This window comes from Sphingomonas sp. MMS24-J13 (assembly GCF_044905095.1).
In the GTDB taxonomy this organism is placed as follows: Bacteria; Pseudomonadota; Alphaproteobacteria; order Sphingomonadales; family Sphingomonadaceae; genus Sphingomonas_I.
In genome coordinates this window covers 3,585,384-3,601,203 of record NZ_CP173258.1, presented here as the reverse complement: position 1 = coordinate 3,601,203, position 15,820 = coordinate 3,585,384, and the positions used below count along the sequence as shown (strand labels likewise).

Genomic DNA, 15,820 nt, shown 5'->3' with positions numbered 1-15,820 from the left:
ATCCATTGGATTTGGGGGGGCTCCCCGGGGGTGAGAATGGGAGATTGGAGGGCACTCCGCCGCCGGCTTCGGCTGGCCGGCGGGACCGGGGTCCTGTTCTTGCTGGTCGCCATATTGAGCGAGTTGGCTCGCCGCTCCAGCGGGCTGCAGGCGATCTGGCCGTGCAATGCGCTGCTGCTGGGTATCCTGATCGCGCGGAGGCGCTCGTGGCGGGATATGGGCGCGATCGTCGCTGGCGGGTTGGTCGGTAGCCTGGCCTTCCATCTCGGGCGTGGCGACCCCGCGATGATCACCGTGCTGTTCTGTGTCGCCAATCTCGTCGAAGGGCTGCTCGCGTTATTGGTGCTGCGGCGCCTGTGCCGGCCGGGCGAGTTGTTCGATCGGGTGAGCGACGTGCTCGCCCTGGTCTTCGCGGCGGTGGTATCGACATTGGTCTCGGCGTCGATAGGCGGCTTCGCGCTGGCCATGCTGGACCGGACCGATTTCGCCGCCGGCTTCGGCCAATGGTATGTCACGGGCGTATTGAGCCAGCTCGTCATCGCGCCGGTGGTCGTGATCTTGGCGCAAATCCGCGATCGCCGCCGCATGCGCAGGATGGCGGCGCAGCCAATCGCCGAACTGATCCTCGTGCTTGGATCGGTCGCTATGGTCACGGCGGCGATCTTTATCTGGAGCGCGCTGCCTTTGCTCTTTCTCATCACGCCGATGGTCCTGTTCGCGACATTCCGGCTGCGGGCCTTGGGCGCAGTGGCTGCGGTCGGCATCGTCGCGGTCATCGCTGGCTATGCGTCCGAGCTCGGTTATGGCCCGATCTTGGCGGCCTCGCCGGATCCGGCAACCCGGTCCTTGCTGCTTCAGCTGTTCGTCGCCTGTTGCTTCCTTACGGCCTTGCCCGTCGCGGCGATGCTGACCGAGCATGATCTGCGCGCCGAACAGGCGCGCCAGATGGGCGATCGCTTCAAGGCGGTGGTCGAGAATATCGGCGAGGTGATCTTCCGCGTCGATCGCAACGGCCGCTGGGCCTATCTCAATCCCGCGTGGGAGGCGCTGACCGGCTTCGCGCTCGCCGATAGTCTTGGCACCGGCTGGCTCGATCGCGTCGGGGCGACCGACCGGACGGAGCTCGACGATCGCCTGCAATCGATGCTGGCGGGCGGGGATACGGGCGCCCGCCAGGTCGTGCAGTTCGGAACCGCCGCCGGTGTGCGCTGGATGGAGGTGTATTTCCAGGGCCTGCGTGATCCGGACGGAGTGGTGTTGGGGGCGACCGGTACGCTGCGCGATATCGACGATCGCAAGCGGCTCGAGCAGCATGTCATGACCGCCAAGCGCCGAGCCGAGCAGCGCGCGCGTGAGGCGACCCAGCTAGCCTCGACCGATGAGTTGACCGGCATCGCCAACCGTCGCGCCTTCATGCGCCAGCTCGATCGCGAGACGGCGGGCGCGGCCGAATTTGGCTGGCCGCTCGCGGTGGCGATGTTCGATGTCGATCATTTCAAGCGGGTCAATGATCGCCACGGCCATCCGGTCGGTGACAAGGTGCTGCAGCTGATCGCGGCGCGCGCCGTAGCCGCGGTGCGCGGTGGAGATCTGGTCGGGCGTCTGGGCGGGGAGGAGTTCGGTATCCTCATGCCTGGCGCTACGGCCGAGGATGCGCGGATGGTCGCCGAGCGGGTCCGCCTGGCGATCGAAATGCCGCGCATCGGCGATCGCGATCTGCCCGCCGTGACCGTCAGCATCGGCATCGCTGCCCGCGAGGATCAGCGAGACTCGGCGCAGCTGCTCGCCGTCGCCGATGCCGCACTGTATGCCGCCAAGGGAGCGGGGCGTAACCGGGTTCAGCTCGCCGCCTGACCCGGGCTTGGGAAAGTTCGTTATTTCCACGTCTTCCGCCTGAGGCGAACAGAGGATAAGTTGGCGCCATGAGTGGGGGCGAGACGGGTCAGGAACCGAAGGTCGACCCCTGCGCCGTGCCGCCATTGCCGGCCGGCAGTGCCGTCGGGGTGTTGATCGCGGCGCGCGACTGGTCGGCTACGCCACTCGGCCCGATCGAAGCCTGGCCGTCCAGCCTGCGTTGCGCGGTCAGCTTGCTGCTCGAGGCGCCGGTGCCGATGATCCTCTTCTGGGGTCTGGAACATATCGCGCTCTACAATGACGCTTATGCCGGTGCGATCGGCGATCGCCATCCCGCCTCGCTGGGTGCCCGAGCACGCGACCGCTGGGCGCATATCTGGCATCAGATGGGGCCTCCGCTGACCCAGGCCTTCACCACCGGCGAGGCGATGTCGCGGCGCGACCAGAGCTTGATGGCGATCCGCGGCGGCGTGCCGACCGAAACCTTCTTCGACATCAGTTTCTCCGCGGTGCGCGAAGCCGATGGATCGATCGGCGGCGTGCTGGCGATCGCTTACGAGACCAGCGATCGGGTGCGCGCTACCCGCGCGGCGACTGCCGAGCGTGAGCGCCTGTCGCAGATGTTCGAACAGGCGCCGAGCTTCATGGCGCTGCTGCGTGAACCGGGTCACGTGATCGAGCTCGCCAATGCCGGCTATCAGCAGCTTACCGACAATCGTGCCGTCGTCGGCATGCCGATCGCCGAGGCTCTCCCGGAAATTGCCGAGCAGGGTTTCATCGCGCTGCTCGATCGCGTCGCTGAAAGCGGTGCGCCCTATCGCGGCCATTCGGTGCCCGTCGCCCTGCGGCATTCGGACGGCAGCGACGGACAGTTCCTGCTCGATTTCGTCTATCAGCCGGTGTTCGATGAGGATGGTCAGGTCTCGGGCATCTTCGTCGAAGGCATAGACGTGACCGAACGCGTGCGGACGCAGGAAAGGCTTGCGCTCAGCGAGAATGCTCTGCGGCTGGCGATCGAGGTTGCCGAGATCGGCACGTGGGATTATGATCTGGTCAACGATACGCTTGCCTGGGACGACCAGACCAAGGCGATGTTCGGCATGTCGCCGACAGTGAACTCGACGATCCAGGAATTTTACGACGGGCTTCATCCCGATGATCGGGACGCCACGACCCGCGCCTTCGCCGCGGCGCTCGATCCGGCGATACGCGCCACCTACGATGTCGAATATCGCACGGTCGGCAAGGAGGATGGCCGCGTCCGCTGGGTCGCCGCCAAGGGGCGTGGTCTGTTCGATGCCGAGGGCGTCTGCGTCCGCGCGATCGGCACCGCACTCGATATCACCGCGCGCAAGCTCGCCCAGGAGGCCTTGCGTGAAAGCGAGCAGCGTTTCCGCACTATCGCCGATTCGGCCCCGGCGCTGATCTGGTTGTGCGACGAGACCGGCCAACTGGTCTTTGCCAACCAATGGCATGAGGAAACGTTCGGGGTGCCGGCGCGCGAGTTGCTTGGTGGCGGCTGGCAGGCGATTCTGCATCCTGACGACGTCGAGAGCTTCTGCTCCGATTTCGATAACGCCTTCGCCATTCGCGCTCCGTTCAGCCGCGATGTACGGGTGATCGACCGGCGCGGCGTGACGCGCTGGCTGCATAGCGAGGCGCGCCCGCGCCATGCCGAGGGCCGGTTCGTCGGCTATGTCGGGTGCGACGTCGATATCACCGAGGTCCATCGCGTGTCCGAGCAACTCGAGCGCGGTATCGCCGAGCGCACCGGGGAGTTGGCCGCCACCAACCGCCAGCTTTCCACCCAGATCGAGGAGCGCGAGCGGGTCGAAGCGACCTTGCGCCAGATGCAGCGGCTCGAGGCGATCGGGCAGCTTACCTCGGGCGTCGCCCATGACTTCAACAATCTGCTGACGGTCGTGCTCGGCAATATCGACATGATCGCCCGGGTCGCACCCGACGGCCCGCTCGACGAGCGGTCGATCAAGCGTCTTTCCTACATCCGTGCGGCCGCTGAGCGCGGCGCGACCCTGACCGCGCAATTGCTCGCTTTCTCACGCCGCCAGCGGCTTGAGGCACGGCCGGTCGACCTCAACGATACCGTCGCCGGCATGCGCGATCTCATGCAGAGCTCGATGGGCGGATCGGTGCGCATGGAAATCGATCTCCAGTCCGAATTGTGGCCGGCGATGGTCGACCCCACCCAGATCGAGCTGATCATTCTCAACCTCGCGATCAATGCCCGTGATGCGATGGCGGTGGGCGGCGCGCTGACGGTCGCGACCGGCAATGTCGTACTGGGCGAGCCGGCCTACCCCGAGGAGCCGGCGCCGGGCGAATATGTCATGATCGCTGTCGCCGACAGCGGCACCGGCATGACCCCCGAAGTGCGCGCCAAGGCCTTCGAGCCCTTTTTCACCACCAAGGAGGTCGGCAAGGGATCGGGGCTGGGGCTGGCGCAGGTCTTCGGCTTCGCCAAGCAATCGGGTGGCGGGGTCGCGATCGAAACCGAATTGGGCGTCGGCACCACCGTGCGCGTCTATCTGCCGCGCGCGGTCGAACGGCGCAGCATGCCCCGGCCGGTCGATCAGCCGCACGATCGCGCCCGCGCCGCCGACGCCAGCGGCAAGCGCATCCTGCTGGTCGACGACGATCAGCCGGTGCGCGAGGTGACCGCCAACATGCTGCGCGCGATGGGCGCCGACGTGATCGAGCGCGACAGCGGCGGCGCGGCGCTGGAGCTGGTCGAACGCGAGGATGGCGCGTTCGACCTGATGGTGGTCGATTTCGCGATGCCGGGGATGAACGGGGCAGAGTTGGTGGCCGCGGTGGGTGCGCGCTGGCCCGATCTGCCGGCTCTGTTCGTGACCGGCTATGCCGATCTGACCGCGATCGCGAACGTAAGCGCCGATCGGATCGTCCAGAAGCCGTTCCGGCGCGACGAGCTTCAGCGCAAGGCGGTGCGGTTGCTGGCGAAGGCATAGCCGGGAGAGGCTATTCTTCCTCCGGATAGGGCCCTTTTCCGCCCTCCGTGATGAACTTCGTGACCCGTGCATCCAGCACCGGCAACGGCACCGATCCCAGCGCCAGCACCATGTCGTGAAACGCCCGGATATTGAACTTCGGTCCGAGCGCGGCTTCGGCGCGCGCTCGTGCATGCCGGATCGCCATCTCGCCGAGATAGTAGGACAGAGCCTGGCCCGGCCAGCTGATATAGCGATCGACCTCGGTCTCGATTTCGTGTTGCGACAAGGCAGTGTTGTCGTGGAGGAAGGCGATCGCCCGATCGCGGCTCCAACCCTTGGAATGAACCCCGGTATCGACCACGAGCCGCGCCGTGCGCCACATCTGGTAGGATAGCATGCCGAATTGTTCGTAGGGTGTCTGGTAGATCCCCATCTCATCGCCCAGCCGCTCGCAATAGAGCGCCCAGCCCTCGCCGAACGCCGAGATATAGAGATTGCGGCGGAACGCCGGCTGATCCTTGTTCTCGGCCGCGAGCGGGATCTGCATCGCGTGACCGGGGGCGGATTCGTGCAGGGTCAGGGCGGGAAGCTGGAACAATGGGCGCGAGGGCAGGTCATAGGTGTTGACCAGATATTGGCCCGGCCCGCCGCGCCCGGCGGTATAGAAAGGCGCGATATCGGCGGGCACGGGGACGATCGCGAAGCGGCGGCGGGGAAGATGGCCGATCCAGGCGCCGACCTTGCCGTCGACCTGCTTGGCGATCCAGGCGGCATCCTTGAGCAGTTCGTCGGGTGACTTGGCGTAGAAGCGCGGATCGGTGCGCAGGAAGGCGAGGAAGGCCGGGAAGTCACCCTTGAACCCGCTCTCCCTCATCACCGTATCCATCTCGGCCCGGATTTTCGCGACCTCGGCCAGCCCGATCGCGTGGATCTGATCGGGCGTCTGCTCGACGGTCGCATATTCGCGGATCTGGGCCGCATACCAGGCTTTGCCGCCGGGTAGCGCCTCGGCGGCAAGCGACGCGCGGGCGTGCGGGATATAATCGTCGCGCAAGAAGGCGAGCAGGTGGCGATAGGCGGGCAAGACCTCCTCTACGATCGCCTTGCGTGCTTCGGCGCGGAGTGCGGCCTGTGTTGCCGCCGGGATCGATGCGGGCATCGTCTTGAACGGCGTATAGAGCGAACTGTCTTCGGGCGTCTTGGCGTCGAGTACCACCGCCACCGATTGTTCGCGCCCTGTCAGCGTCACCTTGGGCGGGGTGAAGCCGCGTGCCTCGCCGGCGCGCATATTGGCGATCTGATCGTCGAAATAACGCGGGACTTCGTGAAGCTGGGCGATCCAGTGGCGATAATCGCTTTCGGTCTTGTAGGTCGCGCGGGCAGTGTAGCCGAGCTCGCTCCAGAAGCTGCTGTCCGAATTGGCGGGCATCTCCCAGTTACGGAAGGTGAGCTGCGCGATCCGCGTGTCGAGTTCGTAGCGGTAGATCGCATAATCGACCTGCCCATCGTCCGAAAGCGAAGCCGGCCTGATCGCGTCGAGCTGGCGCCGGATGCCCTGCAGATAGGCGAGGCGTCCGGCTTGAGCCGCTGGTGTTACGTCGGGCAGATGGGCGCGGATCCGTTCGTCACCCTCGCCGCCGGCACCCTGCTTTTCGCGCCATGCCCATTCCTGATCGATCAGTGCCTTGAACGCCTTGTCCGCGGGGGAGGCTGCCCAGGCCGGAGCGGCGAGCGACGCGATCAAAAGCAACATGGCCGGACGGCGCATCATTTTCTCCTGGAATGGCGCCGCCAGCCTAAGCCAATCGCTTGCGGCAAGGAATCGCTTCCTTGTGTTCCTCTCCTGTTCTAGTCTCGCGGGATGGCGAGCCAGCCCAATTGCTTCGATAATGCCCCCCTGATCGCGGCCGACGTCGCGCGGGGTGTCGCGCGGCTGCTGTGGCGTCAGGATTGCGTTTCACTGTGCGAGGTGCCGCTCGGCAACGGCCGGCGTGCCGATATCATGGCGCTGGATGCCAAGGGCTGCGTCACCATCGTCGAGATCAAATGCTCGCGCGCCGATCTGCGCGGCGACATGAAGTGGCAGGACTATCTCGATTATTGCGATCGCTTCTGCTGGGCGGTGCCGGCGGGCTTCAACCTCGATCCGTTCGAGGAAGCCTATTTCCGCCCCGATATCGCCGGTTTGATCGTCGCCGATCGCTACGATGCGGAACTGTTGCGCTCACCCGCGACTCGTCCGCTCGCAGGAGCACGGCGCAAGGCCGAGACGCTGCGCTTCGCGCGGCGCGCGGCGCAGCGGGTACTGGGCTCGCTCGATCCCGGGCTGGCCGGTCTCGACTGAATTCATTTACGGCTTGGTAGGCCCCATCACGGTCGCGGGCTTTGGCTTGGCGTCGTCGAGAATCTTGAGCGCGGCGGCACCGCGCGAATCCTCAGTCGCATAATCGCGCGCATTCTTGCCGGTGACATGGTCGGCGATCTTGGGATCGGCGCCATTCTGGATCAGCGTGCGGATCGAGGCGAGATCGCGCCGCTGGACCGCGATGATCAAAGGCGTCTCGCCGCCGGTATTGGTCGTATTCACCTTGGCGCCATATTGCAGCAGCACGCGCGCCGAATCGGAATCGGACAATTGCGCGGCCGTCATCAGCGCGGTGTTGCCGTTGCGATCCTTGAGTTCGGTCTGCGCGCCGAGCGACAGCAGATAGGTGAGCCAGGTCTGGTCATGACGCTTTACGACGATGTGGAGCGCGGTCTCGCCGGTGTTGGGGTCGCGCGTGTTGAGCGCGGGCGCGCCGGGCTTGTTGAGAAACTCCATCGCCTTGGCGCCGTCCGCATCGCGCACCGCCTTGATGAAATTATAGCTGTCCGAAAACTGCGCAGGTGCCGGCGCGGCGAAAGCGAGCGCCGCAAACGCGGCAGCTGCCATCGTCCTGGAAATGCCACGCACCGAACCCATATCTTGCTCCCTGTGATCACATGTATCGCTGCAGCGCCTCCCAGGGGCGCGTCTTGTCAGCGAGCCAATAGCAAAGCATGGCTAAGCGCACCATGAACAAAGCCTTTCTCTCGCTGTGGGCGCCGCTTCTGCTGCTGGCCCCTGCCGCCTGCCATGGGCCGGTCGAGCAGCCACCGCTGGCCGGTGCGGCGATCGGCGGGCATTTCGTGCTGACCGATCAGGACGGTAAAAGGTTCGACAGCGCCAGCCTCGCCGGACGCTACCCGATCCTCTATTTCGGTTACACCTTCTGCCCGGATATCTGCCCGCTCGACATGCAGGTGCTGGGGCAAGCGCTCAAGGCGCTCGAGGCGAAGGATCCGGCGACGGCGGCTAAGGTCCAGCCGATCTTCGTCACAGTCGATCCCGAACGCGATACGCCCGCGGTGCTGAAGACCTATGTTGCCGCCTTCTCGCCCCGGCTGATGGGGCTCACGGGCAGCCCGGCCGAGATTGCCAAGGTCGCCAAGGATTATGCGATCTTCTACCAGAAGGCACCGGCCAGCGATGGCGGCACCGGCTATCTGATGAACCATTCGCGCGAGGCGTTGCTGTTCGGGCCCGACGGCAAGCCGATCGCGATGCTCCCGGTCGATGCCGACAAGGATCAGGTCGTCGCGGCGATCGAGAAATGGGTGAAATGAGCCGCTTCTGGGAGGAGAAATCCCTGGCCCAGCTCGATCGTGGCGAGTGGGAGGCCTTGTGCGACGGCTGCGGCAAATGCTGCCTGCACAAACTGGAGGACGAGGAGACGGGGGAGATTTTCCCGACCAACGTCGCCTGCCGTCTGCTCGACCGCAAGAGCGGGCAATGCAGCGACTACAAGCATCGCAAGCGCTACGTCCCCGATTGCATCCAGCTGACGCCCGCCAAGCTCGACGAGCTCGAATGGCTGCCCACGACCTGCGCCTATCGGCTGGTCGCGCACGGCGAGCCCTTGCCCGAATGGCATCACCTGATCAGCGGCAGCCGGGAAACGGTGCACGAAGCCGGCGTCTCGGTGCGCGGCTGGACCGTGTCCGAGGATGAGGCCGGCGAGCTGGAATATCACATTGTCGACCGCACCCTCTGAGCCGGTCTTCACCGGCGGCGGCCGCACGCGCGCGCTCATGGTCAAACGATCGGCGCAGGCGCGGCGCATGCGGATCGCAGTCGATCCGCGCGACGGCAGTGTCAGGTTGACCCTGCCGCGCCGCGCCGGGCTCAAGCAAGCGATGGCGTGGGCGGAAAGCCAGCGAAGCTGGATCGAGGCGGCACTGGCCGCGTTGCCCGCCCCGCAGGTCTTCGCGCCCGGCGCCAGCTTCCCGTACGAGGGCAGGATGCTGACCTTGCGGTGGACGCCCGGTCCGCGCACGATCCGGATTGAGGACGATCGCATGGTTGTCGGCGGGCCCGAGGCGCTGGCCGCCGGACGCGCGCTGCGCTGGATGCGTGCCGAAGCGGCGCGCATCCTGGAGATCGAGACGCGGATGTTCGGCGCGCGTGCGGGCGTGACGATCGGCCGGGTGCGGGTCGGTGATCCGCGCACGCGCTGGGGCAGCTGCTCGAGCAACGGCGACATCGCTTATAGCTGGCGTTTGATTCTGATGCCGCCCGCCGTGCGCGAGGCGACCGTGGCGCACGAGGTGGCGCATCGCCTGCACATGCACCACGGGCCGGAATTTCATGACGTGGTCGCGAAGCTACTGGGCCGCGATCCCAAGGCCGAGCGAGCTTGGCTCAGGGCCAATGGCGCGCAAATCCATAACGTGGGGCGAAGCGAATAGTCCGCATTCCGAGCCCCGCCCGCGGTGCAGATTCTACCGCGGCGGTCTCGCTTGCTGGCCTTGGGCCCGTAAATCGCGCAGCACGCTGTTGACCACGTCGTCATTCGCCGGCGGGCGGCGATCCGACGGTCCGCGTCGGGGTGGGCCGGCGGGCTGCGGAGCGGTCTCGTCGGGCACCGCGATCGCATCGTCATGGCCCTGTGGTGGCGGCGCGCCCTCGTCGGTTTGCGGCGGCGTCTGTTCATTGCCAAACTGCTGGTCGGGATCGCCGTAATAGGCTTCCTCGTCCGGTTCGATCTGCCATTCGGGCAGGGTCACCTGCGTGTCGAAATTCTGCACCGGCCGCGTGCGCAACGCGGCTTGCATATAAGCCGAGAAGGCCTGCGCCGGATTGCGGCCGCCTTGGAGGCCCGGGATCGGCTTGGCATCGTCGCGGCCCATCCACACCCCGGTGGTGAGGCCCGAGGAGAAGCCCAGGAACCAGCCATCCTTGTTAGATGAGGTGGTGCCGGTCTTGCCCGCGACAGGCCGGCCGATCTGCGCTGCGCGCGCCGTGCCGGTGTTGACAGCGGTCTGCAGCATATCGGTCATCTCCGCCGCGACATAGGGCGCCACCAGCACGCGCGGCTGCTCGGCCTGATGTTCGTAGAGGACATTGCCGTCGGTCGTGCTGACCTTGATGATGCCATAGGGCGTCACCGCCACGCCGTTGTTCGAGATGGCGGCGAAGGCGCGCGTCATATCGATCAGCTTCACGTCCGAAGTGCCCAATACCATCGACGGGTGGGTGTTGATCGGCGTGCTGATGCCGAAGCGGTGCGCCATGTTGGCGACGGTATCGAAGCCGACCTTCTGCCCGACCTGCGCCGCGACCGTATTGATCGAGAATGCGAAGGCGTTGCGGATATCGATCTGGCCCAAAAAGCGCCGCGAGGAGTTGCGCGGGCTCCAGCCGTCGATCGTGATCGGCTGGTCCACCACCGGATCGGACGGCTTCATGCCGGCCTCCATCGCCGACAGATAGACGAACAGTTTGAAAGCGGAGCCCGGCTGGCGTTGCGACTGGACCGCGCGATTGTAGATCGAGGTGACATAATCGGTGCCGCCGACCATCGCGCGCACCGCCCCGTCATTCTCCATCGAGACGAGCGCACCTTGCAAACCGCTGGGTGTCGCGTGGCGAATCGCGTTGTCGGCCGCCTTCTGCATCCTCAGATCGAGCGTGGTCCACACATCGATCGGCGCATTCTGCTCGTCGACCAGCTGATCGAGCTGGGCGAGTGCCCAATCGGTGAAGTAGCGCACGCTGTTCTGCTTGGGCTCGGGCGCGAACACGACCCGCTCGAGGTGCGCCTGCGCGGCCTGCCCCGGGGTGAGCATATCGGCGTCCTGCATCACCTCCAGCACCACCTTCGCGCGATCGATCGCGGCGACGGCGTCGGCCGATGGCGAGTAATGCGAGGGCGCCTTGACCAGACCGGCGACGATCGCGGCCTCGGCAAGGTTCATCTGGCTGCCGGGGTGGCCGAAGAATTTGCGGCTCGCGGCATCGACGCCATAAGCGCCACCGCCGAAATAGACCCGGTTGAGATAGAGCTCGAGAATCTGCTGCTTGGAGAATTTGCGCTCCATCGCCAGCGCGAGGATGATCTCCCGAACCTTCCGGCCATAGCTGTAGGCGTTGGTCAGGAAGATGTTGCGCGCGAGCTGTTGGGTGATCGTCGATCCGCCCTGCAGGCGACGGCCCTCGTCATGCAGCCGCTTGGCGACATAGAACATGCGCGCGACCCCGATCGGATCGACGCCAGGGTGACTGTAGAAACGGCGATCCTCGACCGCGACGATCGAATCGCGCATCACCTGCGGGATGCGATCGTAGGGCAGCCAATCGCCATAGCTCGGCCCCAGCGTGACCAGCACGGACCCGTCAGCGGCATGAACGCGCACCGTCTGCCCGGCAGGCTTTTGCATCAGGCTGGAGAATGCCGGGAGCGACGCCATCGTCACGAGCACGGCGACAATCAACGCGGCCAAAGCGGCGAGCCCGCCGAACAGGACGATACGCAGCACGAGGCTTCCGATGCGTTTGGCCCGGCTGGGCGCGAATTTTCTGGAGGGTGAGGGCATGGACCGGGGCCGGGATTATCCGCTTCGTCGCTGTACTACAAGCCCACCACACCGGTGCACGACGAAACGAGAGCTATCAGGGGCCGATCCGGGTAAGCCGTGCAACCGCGCCCACCATTCCCGGTATCTGCAATATGGCCAGCACCGCCGCCGCGATCCGTGGCCGTTCGGCGGCGGTGCGGGCGAGTTCGGCGATGGCGATCGGGCGATGGGCTCGCGCCGCGAAACCCCGCTGGAAGGCGGGAGCCGCGGCCGCGCCGCCTTGAAGCCACGCTCCGGCGGCGGCGCGGCCGCTCGCCAGAGCGATAGCGATGCCGTCGCCGACGACCGAGGCGATTACCGCCGCCTGATCGCCCAGCCGAAACAGACCCGGGGCGGTGGTCCTCGCGCGCCAGCCATAAGGAACCGCCGCCACCGCCGTCCAATCGGCGGCACCGCCGACCCGCTCGGCAAGGCGCGGGGCTTCATCGGCCAGCATCGTCATCAGGGCATCGGGCGTCCCGCCGGCCCGGCTCAGGCGATCGGCGGCTATCGACAGCGAGAGATTGATACGGCCATCCTCTTGCCTGAGCAGCCCGACATAGCCGCCGTCGATCAGATGCAACTCGATCCAGCCTGCCAGATCGGGACAATCCGGCAGCGTGCTGCGCAGACCGAGCCGGGTTTCGCGCGGCACATCCTCGCGCGGGCTGCCGCGCAGGGCATGTTTGCCGGTGGCCAGGAAGATCGCCTCGGCTATCAGCGTTTGGCTGTCGGCCAGATGGAGCATGTCGCCCTCGATGCGTCGTACCGCGACGCCTCGCCTGATCTCGACGCCGAGCGCGGCCGTGCGCTCCAGCAAGGCGCGATCGAGCGTGTGGCGTGAGAGGCCGGCGGCCAAGGCGGGCAGCGGGCGTTCGATCACCCGATGACCCGCGATAATACGAACGGATCGGATCGGCTGTGCGCCCAGCGCCCAGGGATCCATTCCCAGCCTTTGCAGCGCCGCCAGCGCATCCCAGCCGAGAAACCCGCCGCAGACGGTGTCGCGCGGTTCGGCATGGCGCTCGATCAGCAACGGGCTGGCACCGCCCAGCGCGAGCGCGATCGCCGCAGCGGACCCGGCCGGCCCGCCGCCGACGATCAGCGGATCCGTTCGACGCACAGGCGAAACGGAAAGCGCCGGACGATATGCGCCGCATCGGGCGCGATCCCGGCTTCGGCCAGAATGGCGCGCCATTCGGCGGCGCGGAAGCTGCGTGCGATCGAAAGCTGGCCATCGCTGCGCACGATCTCGTGCCAGCGCATCAGGCGGGCGAGGATCGGGAAGCCGATATGAGCGAAACGATGCCGGTGGAGATCGTTGACCAGCCAGCCGAGCGCGGCTTCGGCCTCCATGAAGCGCAGGAAGGTGCGCAATTGATCATCGCTCATATGGTGGGCGACGATGCTGGAGACGATCAGGTCGAAGCCTTCGCCGGCGAAAGCCGCATAATCGCCGGTGCGATAATCGATCGCCCAATCGGGCGGGGTGGCCGCATAAGCCGCTGGCGCGGAATGGGGATTGAGGTCGACGCCCACCAGATCCGCCGCGATGCCGCGCCTGCGGGCCCAACGGGCGATGGTCCGCAGCATGTCGCCATGGCCGAACCCGACGTCCAGCAAGCGGAAACTGCGTCGGTCGCCGAGGGCGCGGGCGATGAAGTTGATCGTCGGTCGCCGCGCCAGCGTCAGCGCATTGACCTGCGCCAGATCGGCCAGCACCCGGGCATAGACTTCGGGGTCGAGGTCCTCGGCATCCATCCGTTCGGGCCCGGATGCGCGCTGGTCGAGCGAGATCACGCCGTGCCCCGGAAGCGGAAGCCCTCTGCCGCGAGACCGGGCCCAAAGGCGAGCGCGATCCCGTTCTCGATCGGCGGACCCTTCAGGAAGCGTTCCAGCACGAACATGAGGGTCGCCGACGACATGTTCCCGTTGTCGGCCAGCACGGCCCGCGAATGCCCCAACGCTTCGGGCGGAAGGTCGATCGCGCGCTCGACGGCGTCGAGTACGGATCGTCCGCCGGTATGGACCGCCCAGCCGTCGATCACTTTATCGCCGATCAGCGCAGCGCGTGTCGCGGGATCGCCGAGCGCTTCGGCGATCCGGTTCGGAACGGCGCCCGACAGGTGCATGCGGAAGCCCTCGTCGCCGATCGTCCAGCGGATCAGATCGGCGCTGTCGGGCAAGGTCGCCGCGACGAAGCGATCGAGCGCCAGCCCGGTCTTTTCCCCACTGACGATCGCGGCCGCGGCGCCGTCGCCGAACTGGAGCTGCGCCAGCAGGGCTTCGATCTCGCACGTTCCCTGAAGATGAAGGGTAGACAGTTCGACCGTTACGACCAGGACCCGGGCAGCGGGCTCCGACCGGACGATGTGATGCGCCACGCGCAGCGCCGCGACGGCGGCGTAGCAGCCCATGAACCCCACCAACGTCCGCTCGACGCTGCCATCGAGGCCGAGCTCGCGCGCGATGATCTGGTCGATCCCCGGTGCGACGAAGCCGGTACAACTTGCCACGACCAGGTGGCTGATCGTGCCGAGATCCCCCAACGCTCCGATCGCCGCGAGGGCCAGCACGGGCGCTTCGCGCGCGTAGATCGCCATGCGGGCAGCCGTGCTCGGCATGGTGCCGGCATAGAATTCGGTCATCTGGCGCGCCTTTCGTACCGAAGGCGGCAGCACCGACCAGCGATGTTCGATCCCGCACCGCTGCGCCATGCGCAAGAACAACGCCGCGTCGCGGCCTGCGGGAAGACGTGACGATGCCCAATCCTGAAAGATCTGGTGAACGTCGTGATCCGGCACGGCCGTGCCGATGCGGTTGATATGGGCGATTTGGGAGGGCATTCAGCCCAGCAACGTCGCGCTTCCGATATCGATCCGCATGGCAAAGATATGATCGCGGCCGGGGGCGACTTCGATGACACCGGGTTTGTCTCGATATTCACCGGCGAAGTCTTCCGGATCGGCGATCCCGTGCCACGGCTCGATACACAGATAGGGTGCACCCGGCTTGGTCCAGATGCCCAGGAAGGGCATGTTCGGGAAGGCAATGTCGAGGATCGTCCCTCCGGCGGCACCGAAGCTGAGTGCGCGTGAGGAGAGCGAATCGAAGATCATCGCGTCATCCTCGAACATCGCATCGCGCACCAGAATGGCGCGGCCCTCGACCGGGCTAGGCTCGGGCGCTGGGCGGAGGAGGCCGTCGCGATCGATCCGGCGGATCGGATCGGGTTCGGGTTCGGCGAAGCGCACGATGTGCCGATCGCGTGGCGCGCCGCCCGGCAGCGGCCAGCGCAAGGCCGGATGGAAGCCGAAGCTCGCCGGCAACGGCGCTTGACCAGGATTGGTAAGCGTCGCCGACAGCGACAAGCCCTTGTCGTCGATCACGAAGCGCAGTTCGAGCCGAAAGTCGAACGGATAGGCCGAACGTGTCTCTTCGTCGGGCAGGAGGCGGAAGGTGGCAGCGGCAGCATCATGCTCCACCAATGTCCATGTCTTCCGCCGCGCAAAGCCGTGCTTGGCCATGGGATATCCGCGGCCGTCGACCCGGATCACGCCACCCGCGACCGCGCCCACCACCGGAAAGAGGATCGGCGCGCGCCCGGTCCAGAAGGCAGGGTCGCCATCCCACAGCAGGTCGCGGCCTTCGCCATCGCGCAGGCTGTGGAGTTCGGCGCCGAGCGGATTGATCTCGGCGGACAGGCTTGCGCCGGCGATGCTGACGAGCGGGGTGGGATCGGCCATGACGCATGTCTACACGGGCTCCATGACGATCGCACGCCGTATCCGCATCGAAGGACGCGTTCAGGGCGTCTTCTTCCGCGACTGGACGATCGCGACCGCGTCGCGGCTTAGCCTGACCGGCTGGGTGCGGAATTGTCGTGACGGCAGCGTCGAGGCCTTCGCAATCGGCGAGGGCACTGCGGTCGAGCAATTGATCATCGCATGCCATGCCGGCCCGGACCTGGCGCGAGTTCGATCGCGTGACGGCCGAAGAGGCGAGATAGCGACTTTTACGGCCTTTGGGCGCCGCCCCGACGCCTGAGGGCACAATCCGGCCGGCTTTCTGTTATTCTGCCA

The 15,820-nt window shown here is 66.3% G+C and carries 14 protein-coding genes; 7 read left to right on the top strand and 7 right to left on the bottom strand.

Annotated features, from left to right (window positions below; genetic code table 11):
* The first annotated feature begins 36 nt into the window (after window positions 1-36).
* A complete protein-coding gene (locus AB4Z44_RS16400; RefSeq protein WP_404710757.1) occupies window positions 37-1,854 on the top strand; it encodes a diguanylate cyclase in 1,818 nt (605 codons plus the stop codon).
* 68 nt (window positions 1,855-1,922) lie between these two features.
* Entirely contained in the window at window positions 1,923-4,841 is a 2,919-nt protein-coding gene (locus AB4Z44_RS16395) for a PAS domain S-box protein (RefSeq protein ID WP_404710756.1), read from the top strand.
* Window positions 4,842-4,851: 10 nt separating this feature from the next.
* On the opposite strand, the gene AB4Z44_RS16390 is transcribed toward AB4Z44_RS16395, so the two are convergent.
* The gene (locus tag AB4Z44_RS16390; protein WP_404710755.1) at window positions 4,852-6,594 is read right to left on the bottom strand and encodes a DUF885 domain-containing protein; all 1,743 of its coding nucleotides are present in this window, start codon (window positions 6,592-6,594) and stop codon (window positions 4,852-4,854) included.
* Between the two features lie 90 nt (window positions 6,595-6,684).
* Between AB4Z44_RS16390 and AB4Z44_RS16385 the strand changes: the two genes are divergently transcribed.
* Window positions 6,685-7,167, top strand: coding sequence for an MmcB family DNA repair protein (locus AB4Z44_RS16385; RefSeq protein WP_404710754.1), 483 nt, complete (start codon window positions 6,685-6,687; stop codon window positions 7,165-7,167).
* Window positions 7,168-7,173: 6 nt separating this feature from the next.
* Here AB4Z44_RS16385 and AB4Z44_RS16380 read toward each other — a convergent pair whose 3' ends face one another.
* Window positions 7,174-7,785, bottom strand: a complete 612-nt coding sequence (locus AB4Z44_RS16380; RefSeq protein WP_404710753.1) for an ankyrin repeat domain-containing protein — start codon at window positions 7,783-7,785, stop codon at window positions 7,174-7,176.
* A gap of 77 nt (window positions 7,786-7,862) precedes the next feature.
* Here AB4Z44_RS16380 and AB4Z44_RS16375 point away from each other — a divergent pair, with 77 nt between their 5' ends.
* Genes AB4Z44_RS16375 through AB4Z44_RS16365 form a run of 3 tightly spaced genes read left to right on the top strand, consistent with a single transcriptional unit; the run spans window position 7,863 to window position 9,590 of the window.
* Window positions 7,863-8,468: an SCO family protein gene (locus AB4Z44_RS16375; RefSeq protein WP_404710752.1), complete on the top strand. Its 606-nt coding sequence runs from the start codon at window positions 7,863-7,865 to the stop codon at window positions 8,466-8,468.
* Window positions 8,456-8,896: a YcgN family cysteine cluster protein gene (locus tag AB4Z44_RS16370; protein ID WP_404710751.1), complete on the top strand. Its 441-nt coding sequence runs from the start codon at window positions 8,456-8,458 to the stop codon at window positions 8,894-8,896. Before AB4Z44_RS16375 ends, AB4Z44_RS16370 begins: the two co-directional genes overlap by 13 nt.
* The gene (locus AB4Z44_RS16365) at window positions 8,877-9,590 is read left to right on the top strand and encodes a M48 family metallopeptidase (RefSeq protein WP_404710750.1); all 714 of its coding nucleotides are present in this window, start codon (window positions 8,877-8,879) and stop codon (window positions 9,588-9,590) included. Before AB4Z44_RS16370 ends, AB4Z44_RS16365 begins: the two co-directional genes overlap by 20 nt.
* Before the next feature lie 33 nt (window positions 9,591-9,623).
* Here the strand turns inward: AB4Z44_RS16365 and AB4Z44_RS16360 are convergent, their stop codons facing one another.
* From AB4Z44_RS16360 to AB4Z44_RS16340, 5 genes are all read right to left on the bottom strand, one after another.
* The gene (locus AB4Z44_RS16360) at window positions 9,624-11,717 is read right to left on the bottom strand and encodes a PBP1A family penicillin-binding protein (RefSeq protein WP_404710749.1); all 2,094 of its coding nucleotides are present in this window, start codon (window positions 11,715-11,717) and stop codon (window positions 9,624-9,626) included.
* A gap of 76 nt (window positions 11,718-11,793) precedes the next feature.
* A complete protein-coding gene (locus tag AB4Z44_RS16355) occupies window positions 11,794-12,861 on the bottom strand; it encodes an NAD(P)/FAD-dependent oxidoreductase (protein WP_404710748.1) in 1,068 nt (355 codons plus the stop codon).
* A complete protein-coding gene (locus AB4Z44_RS16350; RefSeq protein WP_404714255.1) occupies window positions 12,840-13,535 on the bottom strand; it encodes a methyltransferase domain-containing protein in 696 nt (231 codons plus the stop codon). The genes AB4Z44_RS16355 and AB4Z44_RS16350 overlap by 22 nt, the downstream gene beginning before the upstream one ends.
* Window positions 13,535-14,584, bottom strand: coding sequence for a type III polyketide synthase (locus AB4Z44_RS16345; RefSeq protein ID WP_404710747.1), 1,050 nt, complete (start codon window positions 14,582-14,584; stop codon window positions 13,535-13,537). The genes AB4Z44_RS16350 and AB4Z44_RS16345 overlap by 1 nt, the downstream gene beginning before the upstream one ends.
* The gene (locus tag AB4Z44_RS16340; protein ID WP_404710746.1) at window positions 14,585-15,484 is read right to left on the bottom strand and encodes an aldose 1-epimerase family protein; all 900 of its coding nucleotides are present in this window, start codon (window positions 15,482-15,484) and stop codon (window positions 14,585-14,587) included.
* Here AB4Z44_RS16340 and AB4Z44_RS16335 point away from each other — a divergent pair.
* On the top strand, window positions 15,483-15,785 hold the full coding sequence (locus tag AB4Z44_RS16335) for an acylphosphatase (RefSeq protein ID WP_404710745.1): 303 nt from the start codon (window positions 15,483-15,485) through the stop codon (window positions 15,783-15,785). The two genes, AB4Z44_RS16340 and AB4Z44_RS16335, sit on opposite strands and share 2 nt — an antisense overlap.
* The last annotated feature ends 35 nt before the right edge of the window (window positions 15,786-15,820 follow it).